Genomic DNA, 16,845 nt, shown 5'->3' with positions numbered 1-16,845 from the left:
GGCAGGCTGTAAGCACAACACAAAAGCCGGGCCGCGGGCTGAGCTAATTAGCAGTTTTTAAGTACTTTTGTATTCGGTGTCAAGTTGTTACTGGGTAAGATGGTGGGTGGTGATACTGGCAGTTAGTCTGCCGGGTATGCTGCGCGCGCAAGAGGTTTCGGCCACGGTGAAAGCGCCGATGCCCACCGAAGAGCCCCTCGATACCCTTCCCGAAAAGCCCGCGCCCTATTTTTCGCACCGCCGCCTGGTGGTGCAGTACGACTCGCGCTACTCCATCATCAATAGCCACTTCTGCACCATCAACGGCCTCAAGCTAGGCATGGAGTGGCGCGGCCGGGTGCGCACGGGCGCGGCCGTGTACTTTTTGAGTTCGGGCATTCCGACGCGCCAGCCCCTGCCCGACAACGCGGCCGCTGACGCCGACGCCGAGCTGCGCTTTCGCTACCTGGCGCTTTATACCGAGTTCGTGGCCCTGCAAAACTCGCGCTGGTCGCTGAGCGGCAACCTGCAAGTGGGCATGGGCTCGGTGCACGTGCGCTACCTCAACGATTCGACCAATCGCTTCGACCGCACCCCTAATGATTTTGTAGCCATGATTGAGCCCTCAGCCGCCGCCCAAATGCGGCTGTTTCGCTGGGCCGCGCTGGGTGCGGGCGCGGGCTGGCGGCTACCGGTGCTGCTGGCGCCCACCATTCGCCGCGAGTTGGGCGGTCCCATCTTTTACCTGCGTGCCAACCTTTTGCTAGGTCCCCTGCTCAAGGTAGCTAAAGGCAAAGCTCGCTTGTTCACCCAGGAGGGCTTGCGGGTGCGCGGCCTCGACCACTACACCCGCGACAAGTTTTATGGCAGCAAAAAAGACCGCGAGGATTATCGGTAGCTAGGCTACTTAGGCAGTTCGTAAAGCGTAGCCTCTAGCGTGCTTTTTAAGCTAGGATGGTAATGTTCTACGCGCTTGCCAAGCGTGCCAAAGTAATTGTTCAGCATCCCGCCCGGTTTGCGGCCGGGGGCAAAGTACCAGGTGGGCTGCCCTACTATATCACCGATGCCATCAAACATATTGGCATCGTACACGTGCCACAAGCGGCGCTTGCCCCGTAACGTCGCAAAATCGGGCTGTAGATTGCGCAGGTAGTCGGCTTGACTAAGCGACTTGTTTTTGACGTAACTGCCCTCTACTGCGTTGTATTTCAGGTCATAGGCATCGTGGTAGTAGTCGTAGGCGGGCCGCATGTTCCAGTATACATACACGCCATCGCCGGGGCGCACGTGGTCATTGAGGTAGAGCATGACTTCGCGGAAGTACGACTGGTTGTAAAACCGATTGACTTCTACAGCCTGCCGCGTCACATTGGCCAGCGAAACCGCGAGTAGTAGGCCCACTACCAGCGGCCGCAGCTGCACCCCGGCCAGCGACCAGTGGCCCAGCTGCTGCACGCCGTAGGCAAGTACCAGAAAAATCAAAGGTGCCAGAAACAAGGTAAACCGCTCGTAAAAAGGGTACTGCGACACCGCAGAAGCGGCCAGCGCTAGCACCAGCGGCAGCAAGAAGAGCAGTAGCCATTGCCCCTGCTGCCGGGCCAGGCGATAGACCCCTAGGGCCAGCACTGGCAGCGCCACCCACCCCAGCTTCAGGCCGAACTTGATGAGCGGCGACTGGTTTACTAGGTCCACATCTAGGCGCAGCCCCAGGGGGTGGTCCAGTAGGTCGTATATCTTGCCCGCCAGCCAGCGCAGCGCCACCACCGGCTGCGTGATGGGCGGGTAAGCGTTGTACTTGACATTGAAGAAGAAAGTCAGCCACTCCGACTTGTGGTACTTGCTCACAAACAGCACATATAGCGCCCCAAAGCTGAGCACCCACAGGCCGCAGGGCACCACGTAGCTCGCCAGCTTTTTCCAATCGCGCTGCACGAGGGCAGGCAGGCAAATGGCCATGCCCATGCCCGCTAGCACGAAGATGGCAGAAAACGAAAACCACAGCAGCAGCGCGCCGCCCAGGCCCCAGGCCAGCTGCGCCCCGAGCGTGGGCTGGCGGTGGTACTTGATGTAAAGCCGCAGGGCCAACACGGTGGCAAACAGCTCGGTGCTGTACTGCTTGGCCTCGACCGAGTGGTACACTACCGGCCAGGCCAGCGCCAATGCCCCCACCGCCAGCACCACGCCCCAACCGCGCAAAAAATAGCGCGCCACCGGCACAAAGACCACCAGGCTGCCGAGGCCGCTGAGCAGCGAAACCAAGCGCAGCGCCTGCTCTTTTTTGCCCAGCAGCACCACGCACAGCCGCGAGGCCCACAGGTAGCCTAGGGGAGCCTTTTGCTCGTAGGCAAACGGCTCTGTGGCGAGCTGCCAAAAATTGAACTTGATAACGTTGACGTTCAGAAATAGCTCGTCAATAAAAAAAGAGCGGTTGTGGAAGAAGTGAAACAGCCGAAAGAAAAACCCTAGGCCCAGCAGCATCAGCAGTAGCCGCTGCTGCAGCACGTGGCTGCTAGTGGGGGCCTGGGCTGCCACCGGGGCGGGCGTGCCGAGCAGGGTTGCCGAGGAAAAGGGGTAGCGAAGCAGCATAAAAGGTAGTAGAAGTGGCCGCAAACACACAAAGCCGCGCCTGGTTGTGCGGGCTGCTCTAGCGTGAGCAGCCCGCACAACCAGGCGCGGACGCTAGGTGCCTTAGTGGTGGTTAAGGTTATAGTGGTCTTCGAGCAGCTGGCCCAGGAATGGAATCTTCACGAACATCAGCACAACCAGTAGTGTGCAGAAAAGCCCCACGTAGAGCATAAACCACTTGCGGGTATAAAGCTTCTCGGAGCCCTGCACCGGCGAGTTGTCGAGCAGCCCAATGCGCAGATACCACGCAAATAGCAAGGCAAAAAACGGGAAGCTTAGCAGCAGTTCCACCCGGTTTTTGACCAAGAAGATACCTAGGAAGAACGCCGAGGTAAGGGCGTAGAAAAACATCGAAATCAGCAGGCTGTGCTCGGTATAAAACCGGAACGACTTGCGGTAGAGCCCCGCCAGCTCGGGGTTGTTGATGAGGCGGTATTCGGCAAAGCGCTTAGTCGCCATCAGGAAGGCGCCCCCCATCCAGTAAGCCACGATGATGCTCGACGGGGGCAGGCTGTTAAACAGCGCCACGCCATCGAAGGCGCTGACCGATAGCGCCGGCGCCACAATAAACCAGCCCAGGGCAAACCGAATAGGGTTGTTGACCGACTCGGACAGCACATCGAGGTACACGCGCTCCTTGGTGCGGAAGGGCCGCACGTTGTACATCACGCCCATGAACAGCAAGAACATGGACACGGCCAGAAACTGCACGCTGATTTGGTAAGCCAAGGCAAAGCCTACCAACGCCAGCCCTAGCCACTCGGCGTATACCACTACCGGATTGACGACGCGCACCACCGACGTGCGCTTGCTTTTGAGCGGGTGAAACTTATCAAACTCAGCGTCGAGGTACTCGTTGATGACGTAGTTAGCCGAGGCTACCAAGCAGGTGCTGGTAAGGCCCATCACGAGCTTAAGAAAAAAGGCGGCATCGACCGGGGCGCGGTACACGATGAAGGCGAATAGCACGCCTGGCAGCATGAACACGTTTTTGGCCCAGTTGTCGGGCCGCGCGATGGCAATGTAGTCTTTGAGCCCGGCCGGCACGGTAGCCACGGGGGCTGCTAAAGCCTCCGCAGAGGGCGTAGAAGCTTGATTCATGAAAAAAGGAAATGGTTATAAAGACGAAAGCGTGGCGGGCGCCGGCGCAGCGGTGAGGGCACGGACCAGGTCATGGTAAAACGTGAACTGGTCGAAGGCTTGGCGCGGCACAATGAGGTAGGGCATGCCCGCCCGCTCGGCGCACTCGCCATCTAGCTCGGGGCGGTCGCCGATAAATAGGCAATCGGTAGTAGCCAAGCCCAGAGCAGCCGCTATGTGCAGCAAGCCCTTGGGGTTGGGCTTGAGCTGGTCGATGTCGGGGTCGGTAGAGCTCACCACCACGTCGGCGGGCAGACCTAGGACCACCAGCTTGTCGTGGGCCGGGTAGTCGGAGTAGATGCCAATCTTGATGTCCTGCTGCCGCAGCGCGTCGAAAAACGCCCGGGTGCCGGGGTAGGCGCAGCGGCCTAGGTACTGGTTGGGGTGGCTAAACATCCAGCGGCCCACTACGGCCCGCACCTGCGCCACCGAAAATTGGCTGTTGTCGGCGCACCAGGCGTACTGGGCGCTTTCTAAGTTAGGGCCTTGGTGTCCCGGGCGCTTTTCGCGCTCGGCCCGGAAGCGGCGAAGCAGCAGCATTTCTTGCAGGCGCCACGGCCGCAGGGCGTAGTATCCCAGCAAGTCGTAGAGCATGCGCCGACGCAGTTTGCTCTGTGCATAGAGGGTGCCATCAACATCAAAAATTACCGCTTTAACCTTAGTCCAATCTAACTCTAGTGCTAGTGCCATAGAGTCAAAAATATGTATAGTTCTCTTAATTAAGGTTATAGTGCAACCGTGCTGGGGAGGGATTAGATTTTTTTAAATGAACATTTGATGAATATAATAGGCTAATAGCAAGCCGGTTATATAGCGTAAAATATTTGTATTATTTTTTTGTTTTCATGAATAATAAATGGTCTCCAGCTTCAGCAAATCGCAAAAAACAGGGCATAGAGGTGCCAGCTTACGGTAGGTAAGTGCTTGCTAAGGCCACCCAAACGTTGAGAAAAGAGGAGCTTACTACAGCCGAGTGCAGGCTTGCGTGGCACCCCTAGAGGCTACCTAGGGCAGGCTACTTGCCCGCCGCGTAGGTAAAGCCGATAGTGAGGTTGCCGTTGCCGGGGGCGCGGCCCTCTACCGCTATGCTCTCGTAGGAGTACGAGTAGGCGGCCATGAGGCCCAGGTTTTTGGTGAGCGTGAAGGTGAGCCCGCTGGTCAGGTTCACACGGTAGTCGTTGAGGTAGTTTTGCAGCGAGGGCTGGTAGTACACCATAGCCGTGAGCACCACTGGCCCCTTGGTGCCGCGCAGCTTGAGGCGGGTAGAGCTACGCGGTACTTCGCGCCGCAGCCCTAGGAGGTATTGCGTGTTCTCGTACAAGAAAAATTGGCTGATGCCTATCTCGTTGCGCAGCGTATCGGTGTAGAGCTGGTAGCCCACGCCCGCGCCCGTCACAAAGCGCCGCGCAATGGCGCGCAGGTTGCTCTGCTCGGCGTTGCCGAGCAGGTAGTACTTCACGCGGCCGCGCTGGTAGGTGGGAGTGAGCAGGCCCACTAGTTCGCGCTCGCGCAGCAGGCCATCTTGCCGGCCGTAGCTAAAGGTAAGGGCCGTGGGCAGCAGCCAGTGCTCGCTCAGCTTAAAGTTGCCGGTTTGGCTGGTAGTAAAGTACACCCGCTCGACTGTGCCCGTGGTGTAAATGCCCGTGACCGTGGCCGTGTAGCGCACCCCGCTTTTCACGGTGTAGGTTTCGAACTCCGAAGAGGGTATGCCGCTCGCCGCGCTAGCGGTGGGGGTCACGGCGGGCGCGGCCGTAGAGTCGGCCTTAGCAGTAGCGGTTTCGGTGGTTTGGGCCTGCGCTTGGCCGGCGCCCCAGGTGCCGAGCAGTAGTGCCAGCCCAGCCAGCAGTGAACACTTGTGAGGATAACGAGTAGTGGCTAACGGATGCTTCATTCCGGGCAAAATTACCCCGGCGGCAGTGCGCCAGCCTCGGCGGCGCGTAGCGTAGCCGCCCTATCAAGCTTGCCCGATGCCGTAGTTTCGAACGCTGGCACGTACACCAGGGCCCTAGGTACCTCGTACTGGCCCAGGCGCGTGCGCAGCAAAGCGAGCACCTGTGCTGCTACTTCATCAGGCAAGGAAGTGCCTTCTATATAAGCCGTTACGGCTTGGCCCAGGCGCTCGTCGGGACGGCCTGCCACAAAGGCCCGGCGCGACTCGCCTACCTCGGCCAGGGCTACGTCGAGCACCTGCTCCACTTTTTCAGCCTGCACTTTCACGCCGCCCGAGTTTACTACAAAATCGACCCGGCCCAGCCAGTCGAAGGTATGCTTGTCGAGCAACTCAATGCGGTCGTTGGTCACGATAAGCTGGTCGTCGGTCACGTCGCCGCGCACCGTGAGGCAGCCGCGCTCATCTTGCCCTAGGTGCAGGCCGGGCAGCCCGCGGTAGTGTGGCGAGGCATCGGGGCCATTGAGGCGGCGCAGCGCTATGTGCGAGGCCGTTTCGGTCATGCCGTAGGTGAGGTACACCGGCACGCTGAGCTGCTCAATCTGGTGCAGCAAGCTGGGCGCCACGCCCGCGCCGCCCACCAAGATGGCGCGCATTTTATTGAGCCGTGGGGCGCGGCCGGCCGCCAGCATGGCGCTAAGCTGCATGGGCACAAAGGCCGCGAAGTCGAACTCTGCCTCAGTTGCTACCTCTGCAAAGGGGTCGGCGTGTGGCTCCACCACGGTCAGGTGCATGTTGCGTTCGAGGCCACGAACTAGCATCATCTTGCCCCCGATGTACTCGCAGTTGAGGCATACCAAGGCCCGGTCGCCGGGCCCTAGGTCGAAATAGTCGCCGGTGCGGGCGGCCGACGCTGCGAGCTGCCGCCGCGTCAGCACAATGAGTTGCGGGTCGCCGGTGCTGCCCGAGGTGCGCTGCCCAAACTCCTGAGCCCCCAAAAGCCATTGACGCAGCAACTCTAACACGCGGGCCTCATAGCCATTGAGGCTAGCGTGCGGGTCGGGCGTTTGGCGCAGGGCGTCGTAGCTGAATTCGCGGCCGTTGAGCAGCAGGGAGGTGGGGAGGTTGGGGGAGGGCATGGGTAGGAAACGCGCCGCCGCAGGTTTTGTTAGCCCCCTAGGTTAGCAGCCAGCGCTGGTAGGTCTTGGCCGAAGGCGCCGTGCGCTGCCCCAAAAAGAGCAGCAAGCCCGCATAAATGGCTAGTATCGCTAACTGGTGTGTGAGCAGGTAGGCCGCCAGCAGTGGCAGGCCCAATAGCCCTAGTAGGCTATTGCGCACCACCAGCCGGCTGAGGTAGATGCGCATATTCTCGGCGTAGGGCCGCCGCAGGTTAGGCCTGATACTTTGGCACACGCCGTAGAGCACCACACTTAGCAGCGGCACTGCCACGGCTAGGGCCAGCAGCGCCGGCCACGTAGCCAATTGCGGGTTTACGGCGGCGGGCCCAGCTACTCCGTGGCGGGTGGCTAGCCCGGCGCAACCCATCAGCAGGGCCTGGGCGCCATAGTGCAGCCAGTGCGCCCGCCGAAAGCGCTGGATGTTACGGTTGTACTCGGCGTTCGTCATTAAAAAAAACAGGCCTAAGGTATCAGGCTGAAGTAAGCAGCCGTAAAGTACTGCCCGCGCTACCTATACTAACGGCTAAGGCCACCTGCTTTACGAAATTTCAAGACCTACTGACTGCCAATAGCGCCCCATCTGGCCACGGTTATCCATGCTGTGCCGAGGAAGTTGCCCCTGGGGCGGGTACACCACCGACTGGCTAGCCTCCCTCACAAAAGCAGTTAGAAAAGGCAAGTGGTTTTCGGAATAAGGCAGAATGGCATAGTCCCACGTGGCGTAATACGACAGCATCCACCGAAACTCTTGGTCTAATGTGTCGTGCTCTAACCAGCTGTCTAGTAAAGAGTAGGCAGCCTGCACTACTTCCTCGTCCAACTCGTCAATGCCAGAGTAAATAGTAGGCTCAGCCCATTGGTACCAATTAAGAAAAACCACGCGCTTTAGTAATTCCACCTGCTCCTGCTTATCTGAACTCGCTTGCAATAGGGCCCAGTACGCTGCGTGCAACTGCCGATATTCTTCTATAATGCCGCTGCTGCGCAATTGCGCTTCCTTGCTTTCCATGGTGCCAGTGAAGGCGACCGTGCGCTGATAAAGCAGCTGCTCACGTTCAGATAAAGCGCGTAAAAAATCAGACATCGCGAATAAGGACATGCAGGCGCAGCCTAGCATTGGCACCTAGGCCTAGTGCCAAAGCTTCGAGGTTTCTCGGTCAATATAGGGCTAGGGCTTGAACAGAGAGTGTCGCTACCCAGGCTACCTAGTGAGGAGGTCAGTAGCGCGGGTAAGCCATCAAAGCTGCAACGAAAAGCACCACGAAATAAGCTGCTCGCAAGGGCAGCGTAGTTGTCGGGCAATTGGCAACTTCATTTGCTTTTCACAAAAGAAAGGGCTATATTTAAGATACACTAACCTCTCACCCGCCATGCAATCCCACCCGCATTCCACCCCCGAATTGGTACTGGCTACCGGAACTAGTGCCCCTGCTGCTACCGCCGCGCCGTGCCCTATTTTGGCCGCCGCCAAAGCCCGCGCCAAAGCCCTAAAAAAATGGCGCAAGCAAGAGCGCCTGCGGTTTTTCTCAGGCGTTTGCGCCAGTTTGCACGCCCTAGGGTTTAGTTTTTAATTAGCAGCGATTATTCATAATGCATGAAAGCCTGGCCATCAGTGGCTGGGCTTTTTGCTGCCTAGGTAGGCCGCGGATAGCCAACGAGCTGCTTTAGAAATGCAGCCGTGAGTAACGTTCGCGTTGCTGGGTAGCTTACTCTTACTTTTACTGCTTGAAGGAAGCACGCCGGTTGGGTCGATGGTGTCCAAAAGGGTTTTTCCAGATGATATCGAGAGCAGCGTAATGCACAACAGCAGGCGAGGGACCCCCAAGCCAATTGGCCATGTAGCCAAAGTCAAAAATTAGGGGAAATGCTTTGGGCGCTACCGAATAGTAGCCAACAAATCGGCTCTCGCGGTAGCCCAGCCTCGTCCAGTGATTGGGAAAAGACAGGTCGCTCGCCGAAAATAGCTGCTCGGAGCTGACAATGAGTCGATGAACTTTTGCCGCGTCTAGGTTTACCGTCAATTGCAGGCGTAGTCTAGAGCGAAATTGAAAGGTTTCGGCTCCCCTCGTGAAGGTAGGCGTGTAGAATTTTCGGAATTCTTGCCGGAAAGTCGGGACCAGCTTGAAGCGAGGCGTTTCCAGCACGTAAGATATTCTGCTGTATAACCGGAACTCCTGCTCAAAAGCCGGATTTTCGGGCTCGTAAGGATAACTATCAGAATATTCGTTTTGGTGGCGGTAGCTGAGGGCAAAAGAGGTTTGCCAGTGGGGATGAAATTTGTAGTAAAACTCTTGGTTCAGAACCAGGATGGAGGACTTCGCTAAAGGGTTATAATTAGCGAGACTACTCTTTCTCCCCAAGCCGATATAACTCATCGATTGCCACTTTTTCAGCGAGTCTAGGTCTTGCCTTACACCCAGCGCCAGCCAATCGGCGGTGTGGGCTGCTCCTAAACCTGGCGGGCTAATCTGAGCGGAAGATACTTTGCTTAAAATACAGATTACGAGTAATAAAGCTATTTTTAATTTCGTCATTCCTTCGGTATATGGTGATGCTGCCCTGAATGGGGTACAGGGCGGCGCAGATACCGCAATAAAAAATAACGACCTGAGGGTAAGATGAAGGCCCTCTAGGTGCTACCAGCAAAAACGCCCACCACACTTACCTTTTGTGGCAGCTGTGATGGGCGTTTTAGTGGCCTAGGTAGGCACCCAATAAGGGCGCTAAGCTTTACGGAAACTTCGGAAATTTCGAGAAGTCGGGCTGGCGCTTTTCTAGGAAAGCGTTTTTGCCTTCTTTGGCTTCTTCGCTGAGGTAATACAGCAGCGTAGCATTGCCGGCCAGCTCCTGAATGCCAGCCTGGCCGTCGAGCTCGGCGTTGAACGACGATTTTAGCATGCGCAAAGCCAGTGGGCTCTTTTGCAATATCTTATTGCACCAGGCTACGGTTGTTTCTTCGAGCTTGTCGAGCGGCACTACTTTGTTTATTAGGCCCATGTCGAGGGCTTCCTGGGCGTCGTACTGGTCGCAGAGAAACCAAATTTCGCGGGCTTTCTTCTGGCCTACGATGCGCGCTAGGTAGCTCGCGCCAAAGCCGCCGTCAAACGACCCCACGTTGGGGCCAGTTTGGCCGAAGCGGGCGTTTTCGGCCGCTACGGTTAGGTCGCACACCACGTGCAGCACGTGGCCGCCGCCGATGGCCCAGCCGGCCACCATCGCAATCACGGGCTTGGGGATGCTGCGAATCATCTTTTGCAGGTCGAGCACGTTGAGGCGAGGCACGGTGTCTTCGCCCACGTAGCCGCCGTGGCCGCGCACGCTCTGGTCGCCGCCCGAGCAGAAGGCACGCCCACCCTCACCGGTAAGGATGATGACCCCGATATCGGTGCGATTGCGGCAAATGTCCATGGCCTCAATCATTTCCTGCACCGTAAGCGGCGTGAAGGCGTTGTGCACCTGCGGCCGGTTGATGCTGATTTTGGCAATACCTCCGTGCTGGGAGAAGAGAATTTCTTGGAACTCCTTAATCGGGGTCCACTCGATGGATTCAGCCATATATAACTGTCATGCTGAGCTTGCGAAGCAGCTTATCACGTTCGCAACGCTCGGGTACAAGATGAATGCTGATGAAAGCAGCCGTGATAAGATGCTTCCTTCGTCAGCATGACAAAACACTAAGAAAAAGCTTGCTTTACCGCCTTACGGTAGTCCTCAAAAAACGACGCGTTGGTTTTCGAGTCGGTGAAGATTTCGAGCACTGCCGCGCCACTTTCGGCTGCAAAGAAAACCGGCAGCGCCGTAGCAAGTTCTTCGAACGATGCCACGGGTAGATACCGCAGTTTAAAATCGCGGCACAGGTTCTCGGCCGTGAGCGCTTGGTGCGTCTCAAAAAACTCGTCTAGCTCCGGCTGCTGCCGCGGCCCGTCGATTAGGCGGAAGATGCCGCCGCCGTGGTTGTTGAAGAGTACTACCCGCAGGTTAGGCGTGGGGTAGTTGTGCCAGAAGGCGTTGCGGTCGTAGAAAAACGCTACGTCGCCGGTCAGCAGCACCACCGGCCGCGCGGGCTGCGCCAGCGCCGCGCCCACCGCCGTTGAGTTGCAGCCATCAATACCGCTGGTACCCCTGTTAGCAAATACGTCGATTTGTCGCCCCGCTGGTAGCCCTAGAATGTTGGCGTAGCGCACGGCCATGCTATTGGCTAGGTGCAGCGCCGTGCCATCGGGCAGCATTGCCAGCGCCTGGCGCATGGCCGAGAACTCGTTGAACGGTTGGCCTTCGGCGGCGAAGAAGCTACCTAGGAACTGGGCCGCGGCAGCGTCGGCTTGCTGCCAGGTGAGGGTTGGCTCTGTGGCAACAGTAGGCATCGCACCAAAGCCAGGCTCCTTAGTAGTGGTCGCATTAGGAGTCAAACTGGCCTCATCTTTCGCAGAGAGGATGGGATTCGAAGCCGCGATGACCTGTTGGTCTACGCGCGCATTTGCGGAGAAGGGGGGATTCGAACCTCTGGACCCATTACCGTCAGTGGTTTTCAAGACCGCGGCCGTGGGCACCGTATCGCGGTGATAGTCCTTTGTATCGAACACCGCTAGCTGCTGAAAAAACACTGCGGGCTGCACCCGAATAATGCGTGTGAGCCGCCGAAAGGTATCAGCTACCTCGCCGGCTGGCTGCAAGTGCCAGTGCTGGGCGGGCGCCGCGTCGCGCAAAAACAGCTTCAGCGCTTTCGAAATAAGCGATTGCCCGAAGGTGATGAGCAAATCGGGACGCAGCGCCGCTTTATCTTCCTTTGACAAGCCCGCCAGGAAAATATCCTGCCGCCGCACGGCCGGCACGTCGCCTAGGTTCGCAATAGTATCGGCTACCACCGGCACCTGCCGCGCCTCGGCAAACTCGTAGAGCGCAGCCGTGAGGGTCGGGTTTTCGGGCTGCTGGCCAGCCACTACCAGCACACGGCCCGCCTCGCGCAGCTGCCGCCGCAAGTCCAAGATTTCGGCCGGGGGCAAGATGGTGTTCGAGTGGTCGTCGCGGATGATTTTGACGTGCTGCTCGTAGCTCATTTCTTCACCCGCCTTGGGGTAGAAGGGCTCGCGCAGGGGCACGTTTACCTGCACTGGCCCGGCCGGGAAAGTCTGGGTTAGGTTGATAGCTTCGTTGAGTAGCCGCTCGCCGTGCCACTTAGCGTCGGCGTGCGAGGTATCGGCCGGAAAGTCGAAGGTGCCTTTGGCGTGCGCACCGTATAGGTCGCGCTGCCGGATGGTTTGGCCATCGAGCTGGTCTATCCACTCGGGCGGCCGGTCGGCGGTGAGCACCAGCAGCGGCAGTTGCTGAAAAAACGCCTCGGCCACGGCTGGGGCGTAGTTGAGGCCTGCCGTGCCGCTGGTGCACACCAGCACCACCGGCCGCCGCGTGGCCTGCGCGATACCTAGGCCGATAAACGCCGCTGCCCGCTCATCGGGCACCACGCGCAGCTTGCCCCGGTAGGCTGGGTGCCGCGCAAAGGCCAGCGTGAGCGGCGCCGAGCGCGAGCCCGGCGACAGAATAACGTCGGTAATACCGTGCCGGGCACAGATTTCGGCGATGTTAAAAACGGCCTGGAGAGGATTCATTGCAACAAATTCAAAAGTGCCTGTCATGCTCATCTGGTATTCCAAAGGGAGCATGGCAGCCAGTACGGGTACGGTTCTTTAGTACAGCACGGCCGCCGCCGTGCGCATTTTATACTCCGTTTCTTGCCACTCCCGCGCCGGGTCCGAGTCTACGGTAAGGCCCGTGCCGGCGTAAAGAATGGCCTCGTTGGTGCGCAGCTGCAGGCAGCGCAGATTAACAAAGAGCCGCGATACGCCAGGCGCGGCCACGTTTACCGGACCTAAGAAGCCGCTATAGTACGCTCGGTCGTAGCCCTCGTGGCGCGCCAAAAACTCCAGCGCCGCTGTGCGCGGCATGCCACCTACGGCCGAAGTTGGGTGCAGCAGCCGCAGCATATCGGTACCCAACGAGGCGGGCGCTGGCACGTTTTTGAGGTCCACCTCAAAGTCGGTGCGCAGGTGCAGCAGCTCGCCGGCTACGGTGGTGCGCGGGCCGGTTTCCTGGTATTCGCGCAGGCGCAACTGCTTGAAGCAATTAACAATGTAGCGCGATACCAGCGCCTGCTCTTCAATCTCCTTCTGCCGCCAAATGGCATCTTGCGGCCGCAAGCCGTGCAGCAGTGGCTGCGTACCCGCCAAGGCCATGGTATGAAACAGCCCATCGGCCGTGACCTCGGCCAGCACCTCGGGCGAGGCCCCCAGCCAAGTGCCCACGCCCGGCACGCTTACCAAGGATACAAACGCGCGCTCGTACTGCCGGCACAGCTCTTGGAAGGCCGCTAGCGGGTCGAACCCCGGCGGCAGTGGGCGGCGGGCGGCCCGCGAGCTCACCACCTTGCCCACTGTGCGCGCCTCAATGGCCGCTACGCCTAGCTCCACCAGCGCCGTGTATTCTGCTTCGGTAGCGGTGTGGGGCGGGGGTTGCGGACTGTAATGCCAAGCCAACTCGGGCGGGGTGGGCAGCGCCAACCAAGCCGTGATGTTAGGAGCCATATCGCGGGCAGCGGGCGAAAGGCGCACCGCGTCGGGCTGGGCTTCCTCGAACTGTACATCGGCGGGCAGAAACAGAGCGGGGTTGTGGTCGGAATCGCGGAAAGGGAAAAAGGCGAAGCCCGCCGGCGCTCGGTCATCGAGTGCCGGCGGCAGGCCGGTATAGGCAGCTTCGAGCGAACGCGCTACTAGCAGGCGCGGCGTGGTGGCACCTGGCTCGCGCCAAATGGCCAGCGGCCGGCCCGTGCGCAGGGCACCCGCTGCTAGGTGGCGCAGCCGGGCCGGCGCGTCGAGGCTGGCCGTAGCGGCGGGCCAGGGGAGGAGCCGAGGTTCTGCGCCGGGCATTAAGCTTGGGTTTTGCTACCAGCCGCGGGCAGGTCAATCACGGCCATCGTGATGCGGCTGATGCACACCAGCGCGCCAGTTTCTTCGTGCGTGATGCGGATTTCCCACACCTGCGTGCTGCGGCCCACGTGCAGCGCCGTGGCCCGGCCGCGCACCCAGCCATCGCGCACGCCCTTGATGTGGTTGGCGTTGATTTCAAGACCTACACAGGCCTGGCGCGTCACGTCGATGCGGGTGGCCGCGCCGATGCTACCTAGGGTTTCGGCCAGCGCCACCGACGCACCGCCGTGCAGCAAACCCATAGGCTGATGCGTGCGGCCATCGACGGGCATGCGCCCTTCGAGATAATGCTCCGTAATATCCGTGAGCTCAATGCCCAGCGAATCGGCCAGGGTGGGGCGGTGCGAGGCCCAAATTTTTACGTCGTCGAGGGTCATAAGAAAGGTGTTGGGCAGGAGGCGTTGGGGGAGGAGGCAGGCAGGTATAACCGGTGAACGGGCGAAGTGTCAGAAATAAAAATTATCGGACAAGTGCAAACAACTGCAAACTGACTAGCAACTTTACAACAAAACTACTCGCCTACGCCCGTGCCTGTTCAGCAGATTTACCTCCTTCGCCACGGCCAAACCGATTTCAACGTGCAAGGCATCGTGCAGGGCAGTGGGGTCGACTCGGACCTCAACGAGCGTGGCCGCTGGCAGGCTGAGCGCTTCTGGCAGGCTTATAAGGAGTTGCCGTTTGCCCGCGTGTACACCTCCAAGCTCAAGCGCACCCAGCAGTCGGTGCACAAGTTTATTGAGAAAGGGATTCCGCACGAGTCGCACGTGGCGCTCAACGAAATCAGCTGGGGCACCCGTGAGGGCACCCGCATCACGCCCCAAGAAGACGCCGAGTATAAGTATGTATTAGACGAGTGGCTGGCCGGCAACGACCTTGCCCACCTGCCCGGCGGCGAAAGCCCAGCCGACGTGGCCGCCCGCCAGCGTCCCTTTATCGAGCTGCTTAAAACTCGGCCCGACGACGAATTGATACTTGTGTGTATGCACGGCCGGGCCATGCGCGTGCTGCTGTGCCAGCTCCTAGGTTATACGCTGAGCTGCATGGATGAGTTTGAGCACCAGAACCTTTGCTTGTATAAATTGCATTATACGGGTAGCCGGTTTACCATTCGCAATTTCTTAGACGTAAGCCATTTGGCTGAGTAGCTGTTCTTCTTCCTACCCGCCTAGGTTGGCCCGGATTGTTTACCCGACTTTTCCCGGCTAATTTTGGCCCCCAATCCCAACCCGCAATTCCGATGGCCGAAATTATAAAAATGCCCAAAATGAGCGACACGATGACCGAAGGGACCATCGCGGCCTGGCTCAAAAAAGTAGGCGACAAAGTAAAATCCGGGGACATCCTGGCCGAAGTCGAAACCGACAAAGCCACGATGGAGCTAGAAAACTACGAAGACGGTACCCTGCTTTATATCGGCCCCAAAGAGAAAGACTCGGTGCCCGTTGATGGCGTGTTGGCGATTGTAGGCAAGGAAGGCGAAGACATTTCGGGCCTGCTCAACGGCCAGAATGGTGGTAGCGCCCCGGCTCCGGCCGCCGCTCCTGCTCCCGCCGCTGCGCCGGCCCCTGCACCCGCTCCGGTGGCTGCCGCCCCGTCCCCTGCGCCTGCTGCTCCGGCAGCCCCCGCTGCGCCCGCCAATGGTAAGAAGGCCACAGTAGTGCGCATGCCCAAAATGAGCGACACCATGACCGAAGGCACCATTGCCGCCTGGCTGAAAAAGGTAGGTGACAAGGTGAAATCGGGCGACGTGCTGGCTGAAGTCGAAACCGACAAAGCCACGATGGAGCTGGAAAACTACGAAGATGGTACCCTGCTCTACACCGGCCCTAAAGAAGGTGAAGCCGTAGCTGTAGATGGCGTACTTGCTATTATCGGTGAAGAAGGTGCTGACATTCAAGCGCTCCTAGGTGGTGGTTCTAGCACTGCTGCCCCGGCCGCTGCTACGCCCGCTGAAACTACTGCTCCTGCTGCTGCGCCCACCGCTGCTCCCCAGGCCGAAAGCAATGGCCGCCTGCTCGCTTCGCCGCTTGCCAAAAGCATCGCCAAAGACAAGGGTGTTGACCTGCGCCAAGTAAAAGGCTCGGGCGAAAACGGCCGCATTGTGGCCCGTGACCTCCAGAATGCCCAGCCGCAGGCCGCTGCGCCCGCTGCTGCCGCTCCGTCGCAGCCTGCCGCCCCGGCCCAGGTGCAGAGCGAGTACATCTCAGCCGCCCTGCCCGAGCAGCCCGCCGCTAAGCCCGCTCCCGTGGCTGCCCCGGCCGCTGCCGAAGGCACCTACACCGACACGCCTGTGTCGTCGATGCGCAAGGTTATTGCCCGTCGCTTGTCGGAAAGCTTGTTCACGGCCCCGCATTTCTATCTCACGATGGAAATCCTGATGGACAAGGCTATGGAAACTCGCGTGAAGCTCAACGAGCTGTCGCCAGTGAAGCTCAGCTTCAACGACATGGTTATCAAGGCTTGCGCAGTGGCCCTGAAGCAGCACCCTGCCATTAACTCGTCGTGGCTCGGCGACAAGATTCGCCAGAACAAAGTGGTGAATATCGGCGTGGCCGTAGCCGTGGACGAGGGACTGCTGGTGCCCGTTATCCGCAACGCGGATGGCAAAGGCATGTCGCAGATTGCCACCGAGGTGAAAGAGCTGGCTGGCAAAGCCAAGAGCAAGAAGCTGCAGCCTGCCGAGTGGGAGGGTAGCACCTTCACCATCTCGAACCTAGGTATGTTCGGTATCGACGAATTCACCGCCATTATCAACCCGCCCGATGCGTGCATCTTGGCCGTAGGTGGCATCAAGCAAACGGCCGTGGTGAAGAATGGCGAACTGGCCATTGGCAACATTATGAAAGTGACGCTGAGCTGCGACCACCGCGTAGTAGACGGTGCCACCGGTGCTGCCTTCCTGCAAACCGTGAAAGGCCTGCTCGAAGACCCACTGCGGATGCTGATTTAAGCCCTAGATTAGCTTGAAGCTACTTAGTTTCTCAAAGTAGCCTATCAAAAAACCAGCCTTTACGGGCTGGTTTTTTGCTTTTCTGGCTAATTGTACCTTTTGATA

15 protein-coding genes are annotated in these 16,845 nt (G+C 59.0%); 3 read left to right on the top strand and 12 right to left on the bottom strand.

All coding sequences use genetic code 11. The features are described 5' to 3' along the window. Nucleotides 1-136: 136 nt before the first annotated feature. Complete coding sequence (locus FNT36_RS05145) at nucleotides 137-877, top strand: hypothetical protein (RefSeq protein WP_144845004.1); 741 nt, start codon at nucleotides 137-139, stop codon at nucleotides 875-877. A 5-nt stretch (nucleotides 878-882) separates the two neighbouring features. Here the strand turns inward: FNT36_RS05145 and FNT36_RS05140 are convergent, their stop codons facing one another. The 12 genes from FNT36_RS05140 to FNT36_RS05085 all read right to left on the bottom strand — a co-directional run bounded on the left by FNT36_RS05140 (nucleotide 883) and on the right by FNT36_RS05085 (nucleotide 14,167). Next, nucleotides 883-2,565, bottom strand: coding sequence for a hypothetical protein (locus tag FNT36_RS05140; protein ID WP_144845002.1), 1,683 nt, complete (start codon nucleotides 2,563-2,565; stop codon nucleotides 883-885). A gap of 102 nt (nucleotides 2,566-2,667) precedes the next feature. After that, the gene (locus FNT36_RS05135; protein WP_144845000.1) at nucleotides 2,668-3,705 is read right to left on the bottom strand and encodes a UbiA family prenyltransferase; all 1,038 of its coding nucleotides are present in this window, start codon (nucleotides 3,703-3,705) and stop codon (nucleotides 2,668-2,670) included. A 15-nt stretch (nucleotides 3,706-3,720) separates the two neighbouring features. Further along, nucleotides 3,721-4,434, bottom strand: a complete 714-nt coding sequence (locus FNT36_RS05130; protein WP_144844998.1) for an HAD family hydrolase — start codon at nucleotides 4,432-4,434, stop codon at nucleotides 3,721-3,723. Nucleotides 4,435-4,759: 325 nt separating this feature from the next. Further along, nucleotides 4,760-5,635, bottom strand: a complete 876-nt coding sequence (locus tag FNT36_RS05125) for a DUF481 domain-containing protein (RefSeq protein WP_144844996.1) — start codon at nucleotides 5,633-5,635, stop codon at nucleotides 4,760-4,762. 11 nt (nucleotides 5,636-5,646) lie between these two features. Then, nucleotides 5,647-6,771, bottom strand: coding sequence for an AMP-binding protein (locus FNT36_RS05120; RefSeq protein WP_144844994.1), 1,125 nt, complete (start codon nucleotides 6,769-6,771; stop codon nucleotides 5,647-5,649). A 37-nt stretch (nucleotides 6,772-6,808) separates the two neighbouring features. Beyond that, nucleotides 6,809-7,258, bottom strand: a complete 450-nt coding sequence (locus tag FNT36_RS05115) for a hypothetical protein (protein WP_144844992.1) — start codon at nucleotides 7,256-7,258, stop codon at nucleotides 6,809-6,811. Nucleotides 7,259-7,348: 90 nt separating this feature from the next. Further along, the gene (locus FNT36_RS05110) at nucleotides 7,349-7,894 is read right to left on the bottom strand and encodes a hypothetical protein (protein ID WP_144844990.1); all 546 of its coding nucleotides are present in this window, start codon (nucleotides 7,892-7,894) and stop codon (nucleotides 7,349-7,351) included. A 634-nt stretch (nucleotides 7,895-8,528) separates the two neighbouring features. Then, nucleotides 8,529-9,344, bottom strand: coding sequence for a DUF2490 domain-containing protein (locus FNT36_RS05105; RefSeq protein WP_144844988.1), 816 nt, complete (start codon nucleotides 9,342-9,344; stop codon nucleotides 8,529-8,531). 196 nt (nucleotides 9,345-9,540) lie between these two features. Further along, entirely contained in the window at nucleotides 9,541-10,365 is an 825-nt protein-coding gene (gene menB / locus FNT36_RS05100) for a 1,4-dihydroxy-2-naphthoyl-CoA synthase (protein WP_144844986.1), read from the bottom strand. 119 nt (nucleotides 10,366-10,484) lie between these two features. Beyond that, complete coding sequence (gene menD, locus FNT36_RS05095) at nucleotides 10,485-12,416, bottom strand: 2-succinyl-5-enolpyruvyl-6-hydroxy-3-cyclohexene-1-carboxylic-acid synthase (protein ID WP_144844984.1); 1,932 nt, start codon at nucleotides 12,414-12,416, stop codon at nucleotides 10,485-10,487. A 78-nt stretch (nucleotides 12,417-12,494) separates the two neighbouring features. Then, entirely contained in the window at nucleotides 12,495-13,730 is a 1,236-nt protein-coding gene (locus FNT36_RS05090; protein ID WP_144844982.1) for a chorismate-binding protein, read from the bottom strand. Then, nucleotides 13,730-14,167, bottom strand: a complete 438-nt coding sequence (locus FNT36_RS05085; RefSeq protein WP_144844981.1) for a hotdog fold thioesterase — start codon at nucleotides 14,165-14,167, stop codon at nucleotides 13,730-13,732. Before FNT36_RS05085 ends, FNT36_RS05090 begins: the two co-directional genes overlap by 1 nt. Before the next feature lie 150 nt (nucleotides 14,168-14,317). Here FNT36_RS05085 and FNT36_RS05080 point away from each other — a divergent pair, with 150 nt between their 5' ends. Continuing rightward, nucleotides 14,318-14,935 carry a histidine phosphatase family protein gene (locus tag FNT36_RS05080; protein ID WP_144844979.1) on the top strand — a complete coding sequence of 206 codons (618 nt, stop codon included), beginning with the start codon at nucleotides 14,318-14,320 and terminating at the stop codon, nucleotides 14,933-14,935. 92 nt (nucleotides 14,936-15,027) lie between these two features. Then, nucleotides 15,028-16,740: a pyruvate dehydrogenase complex dihydrolipoamide acetyltransferase gene (locus tag FNT36_RS05075; protein ID WP_144844977.1), complete on the top strand. Its 1,713-nt coding sequence runs from the start codon at nucleotides 15,028-15,030 to the stop codon at nucleotides 16,738-16,740. The last annotated feature ends 105 nt before the right edge of the window (nucleotides 16,741-16,845 follow it).

Origin of the sequence: Hymenobacter setariae (assembly GCF_007713685.1) — a bacterium.
GTDB classification, from domain to species: Bacteria; Bacteroidota; Bacteroidia; order Cytophagales; family Hymenobacteraceae; genus Hymenobacter; species Hymenobacter setariae.
Note: the sequence above shows the minus strand (reverse complement) of the source record. Positions and strands in the feature narration are given on the sequence as shown.

Bases quoted from the DNA above. Each gene is read 5' to 3' on its own strand.
- FNT36_RS05145 (WP_144845004.1), top strand. From the start codon at position 137: ATGCTGCGCGCGCAAGAGGTTTCGGCCACGGTGAAAGCGCCGATGCCC.
- FNT36_RS05140 (WP_144845002.1), bottom strand. From the start codon at position 2,565: ATGCTGCTTCGCTACCCCTTTTCCTCGGCAACCCTGCTCGGCACGCCC.
- FNT36_RS05135 (WP_144845000.1), bottom strand. From the start codon at position 3,705: ATGAATCAAGCTTCTACGCCCTCTGCGGAGGCTTTAGCAGCCCCCGTG.
- FNT36_RS05130 (WP_144844998.1), bottom strand. From the start codon at position 4,434: ATGGCACTAGCACTAGAGTTAGATTGGACTAAGGTTAAAGCGGTAATT.
- FNT36_RS05125 (WP_144844996.1), bottom strand. From the start codon at position 5,635: ATGAAGCATCCGTTAGCCACTACTCGTTATCCTCACAAGTGTTCACTG.
- FNT36_RS05120 (WP_144844994.1), bottom strand. From the start codon at position 6,771: ATGCCCTCCCCCAACCTCCCCACCTCCCTGCTGCTCAACGGCCGCGAA.
- FNT36_RS05115 (WP_144844992.1), bottom strand. From the start codon at position 7,258: ATGACGAACGCCGAGTACAACCGTAACATCCAGCGCTTTCGGCGGGCG.
- FNT36_RS05110 (WP_144844990.1), bottom strand. From the start codon at position 7,894: ATGTCTGATTTTTTACGCGCTTTATCTGAACGTGAGCAGCTGCTTTAT.
- FNT36_RS05105 (WP_144844988.1), bottom strand. From the start codon at position 9,344: ATGACGAAATTAAAAATAGCTTTATTACTCGTAATCTGTATTTTAAGC.
- menB (WP_144844986.1), bottom strand. From the start codon at position 10,365: ATGGCTGAATCCATCGAGTGGACCCCGATTAAGGAGTTCCAAGAAATT.
- menD (WP_144844984.1), bottom strand. From the start codon at position 12,416: ATGAATCCTCTCCAGGCCGTTTTTAACATCGCCGAAATCTGTGCCCGG.
- FNT36_RS05090 (WP_144844982.1), bottom strand. From the start codon at position 13,730: ATGCCCGGCGCAGAACCTCGGCTCCTCCCCTGGCCCGCCGCTACGGCC.
- FNT36_RS05085 (WP_144844981.1), bottom strand. From the start codon at position 14,167: ATGACCCTCGACGACGTAAAAATTTGGGCCTCGCACCGCCCCACCCTG.
- FNT36_RS05075 (WP_144844977.1), top strand. From the start codon at position 15,028: ATGGCCGAAATTATAAAAATGCCCAAAATGAGCGACACGATGACCGAA.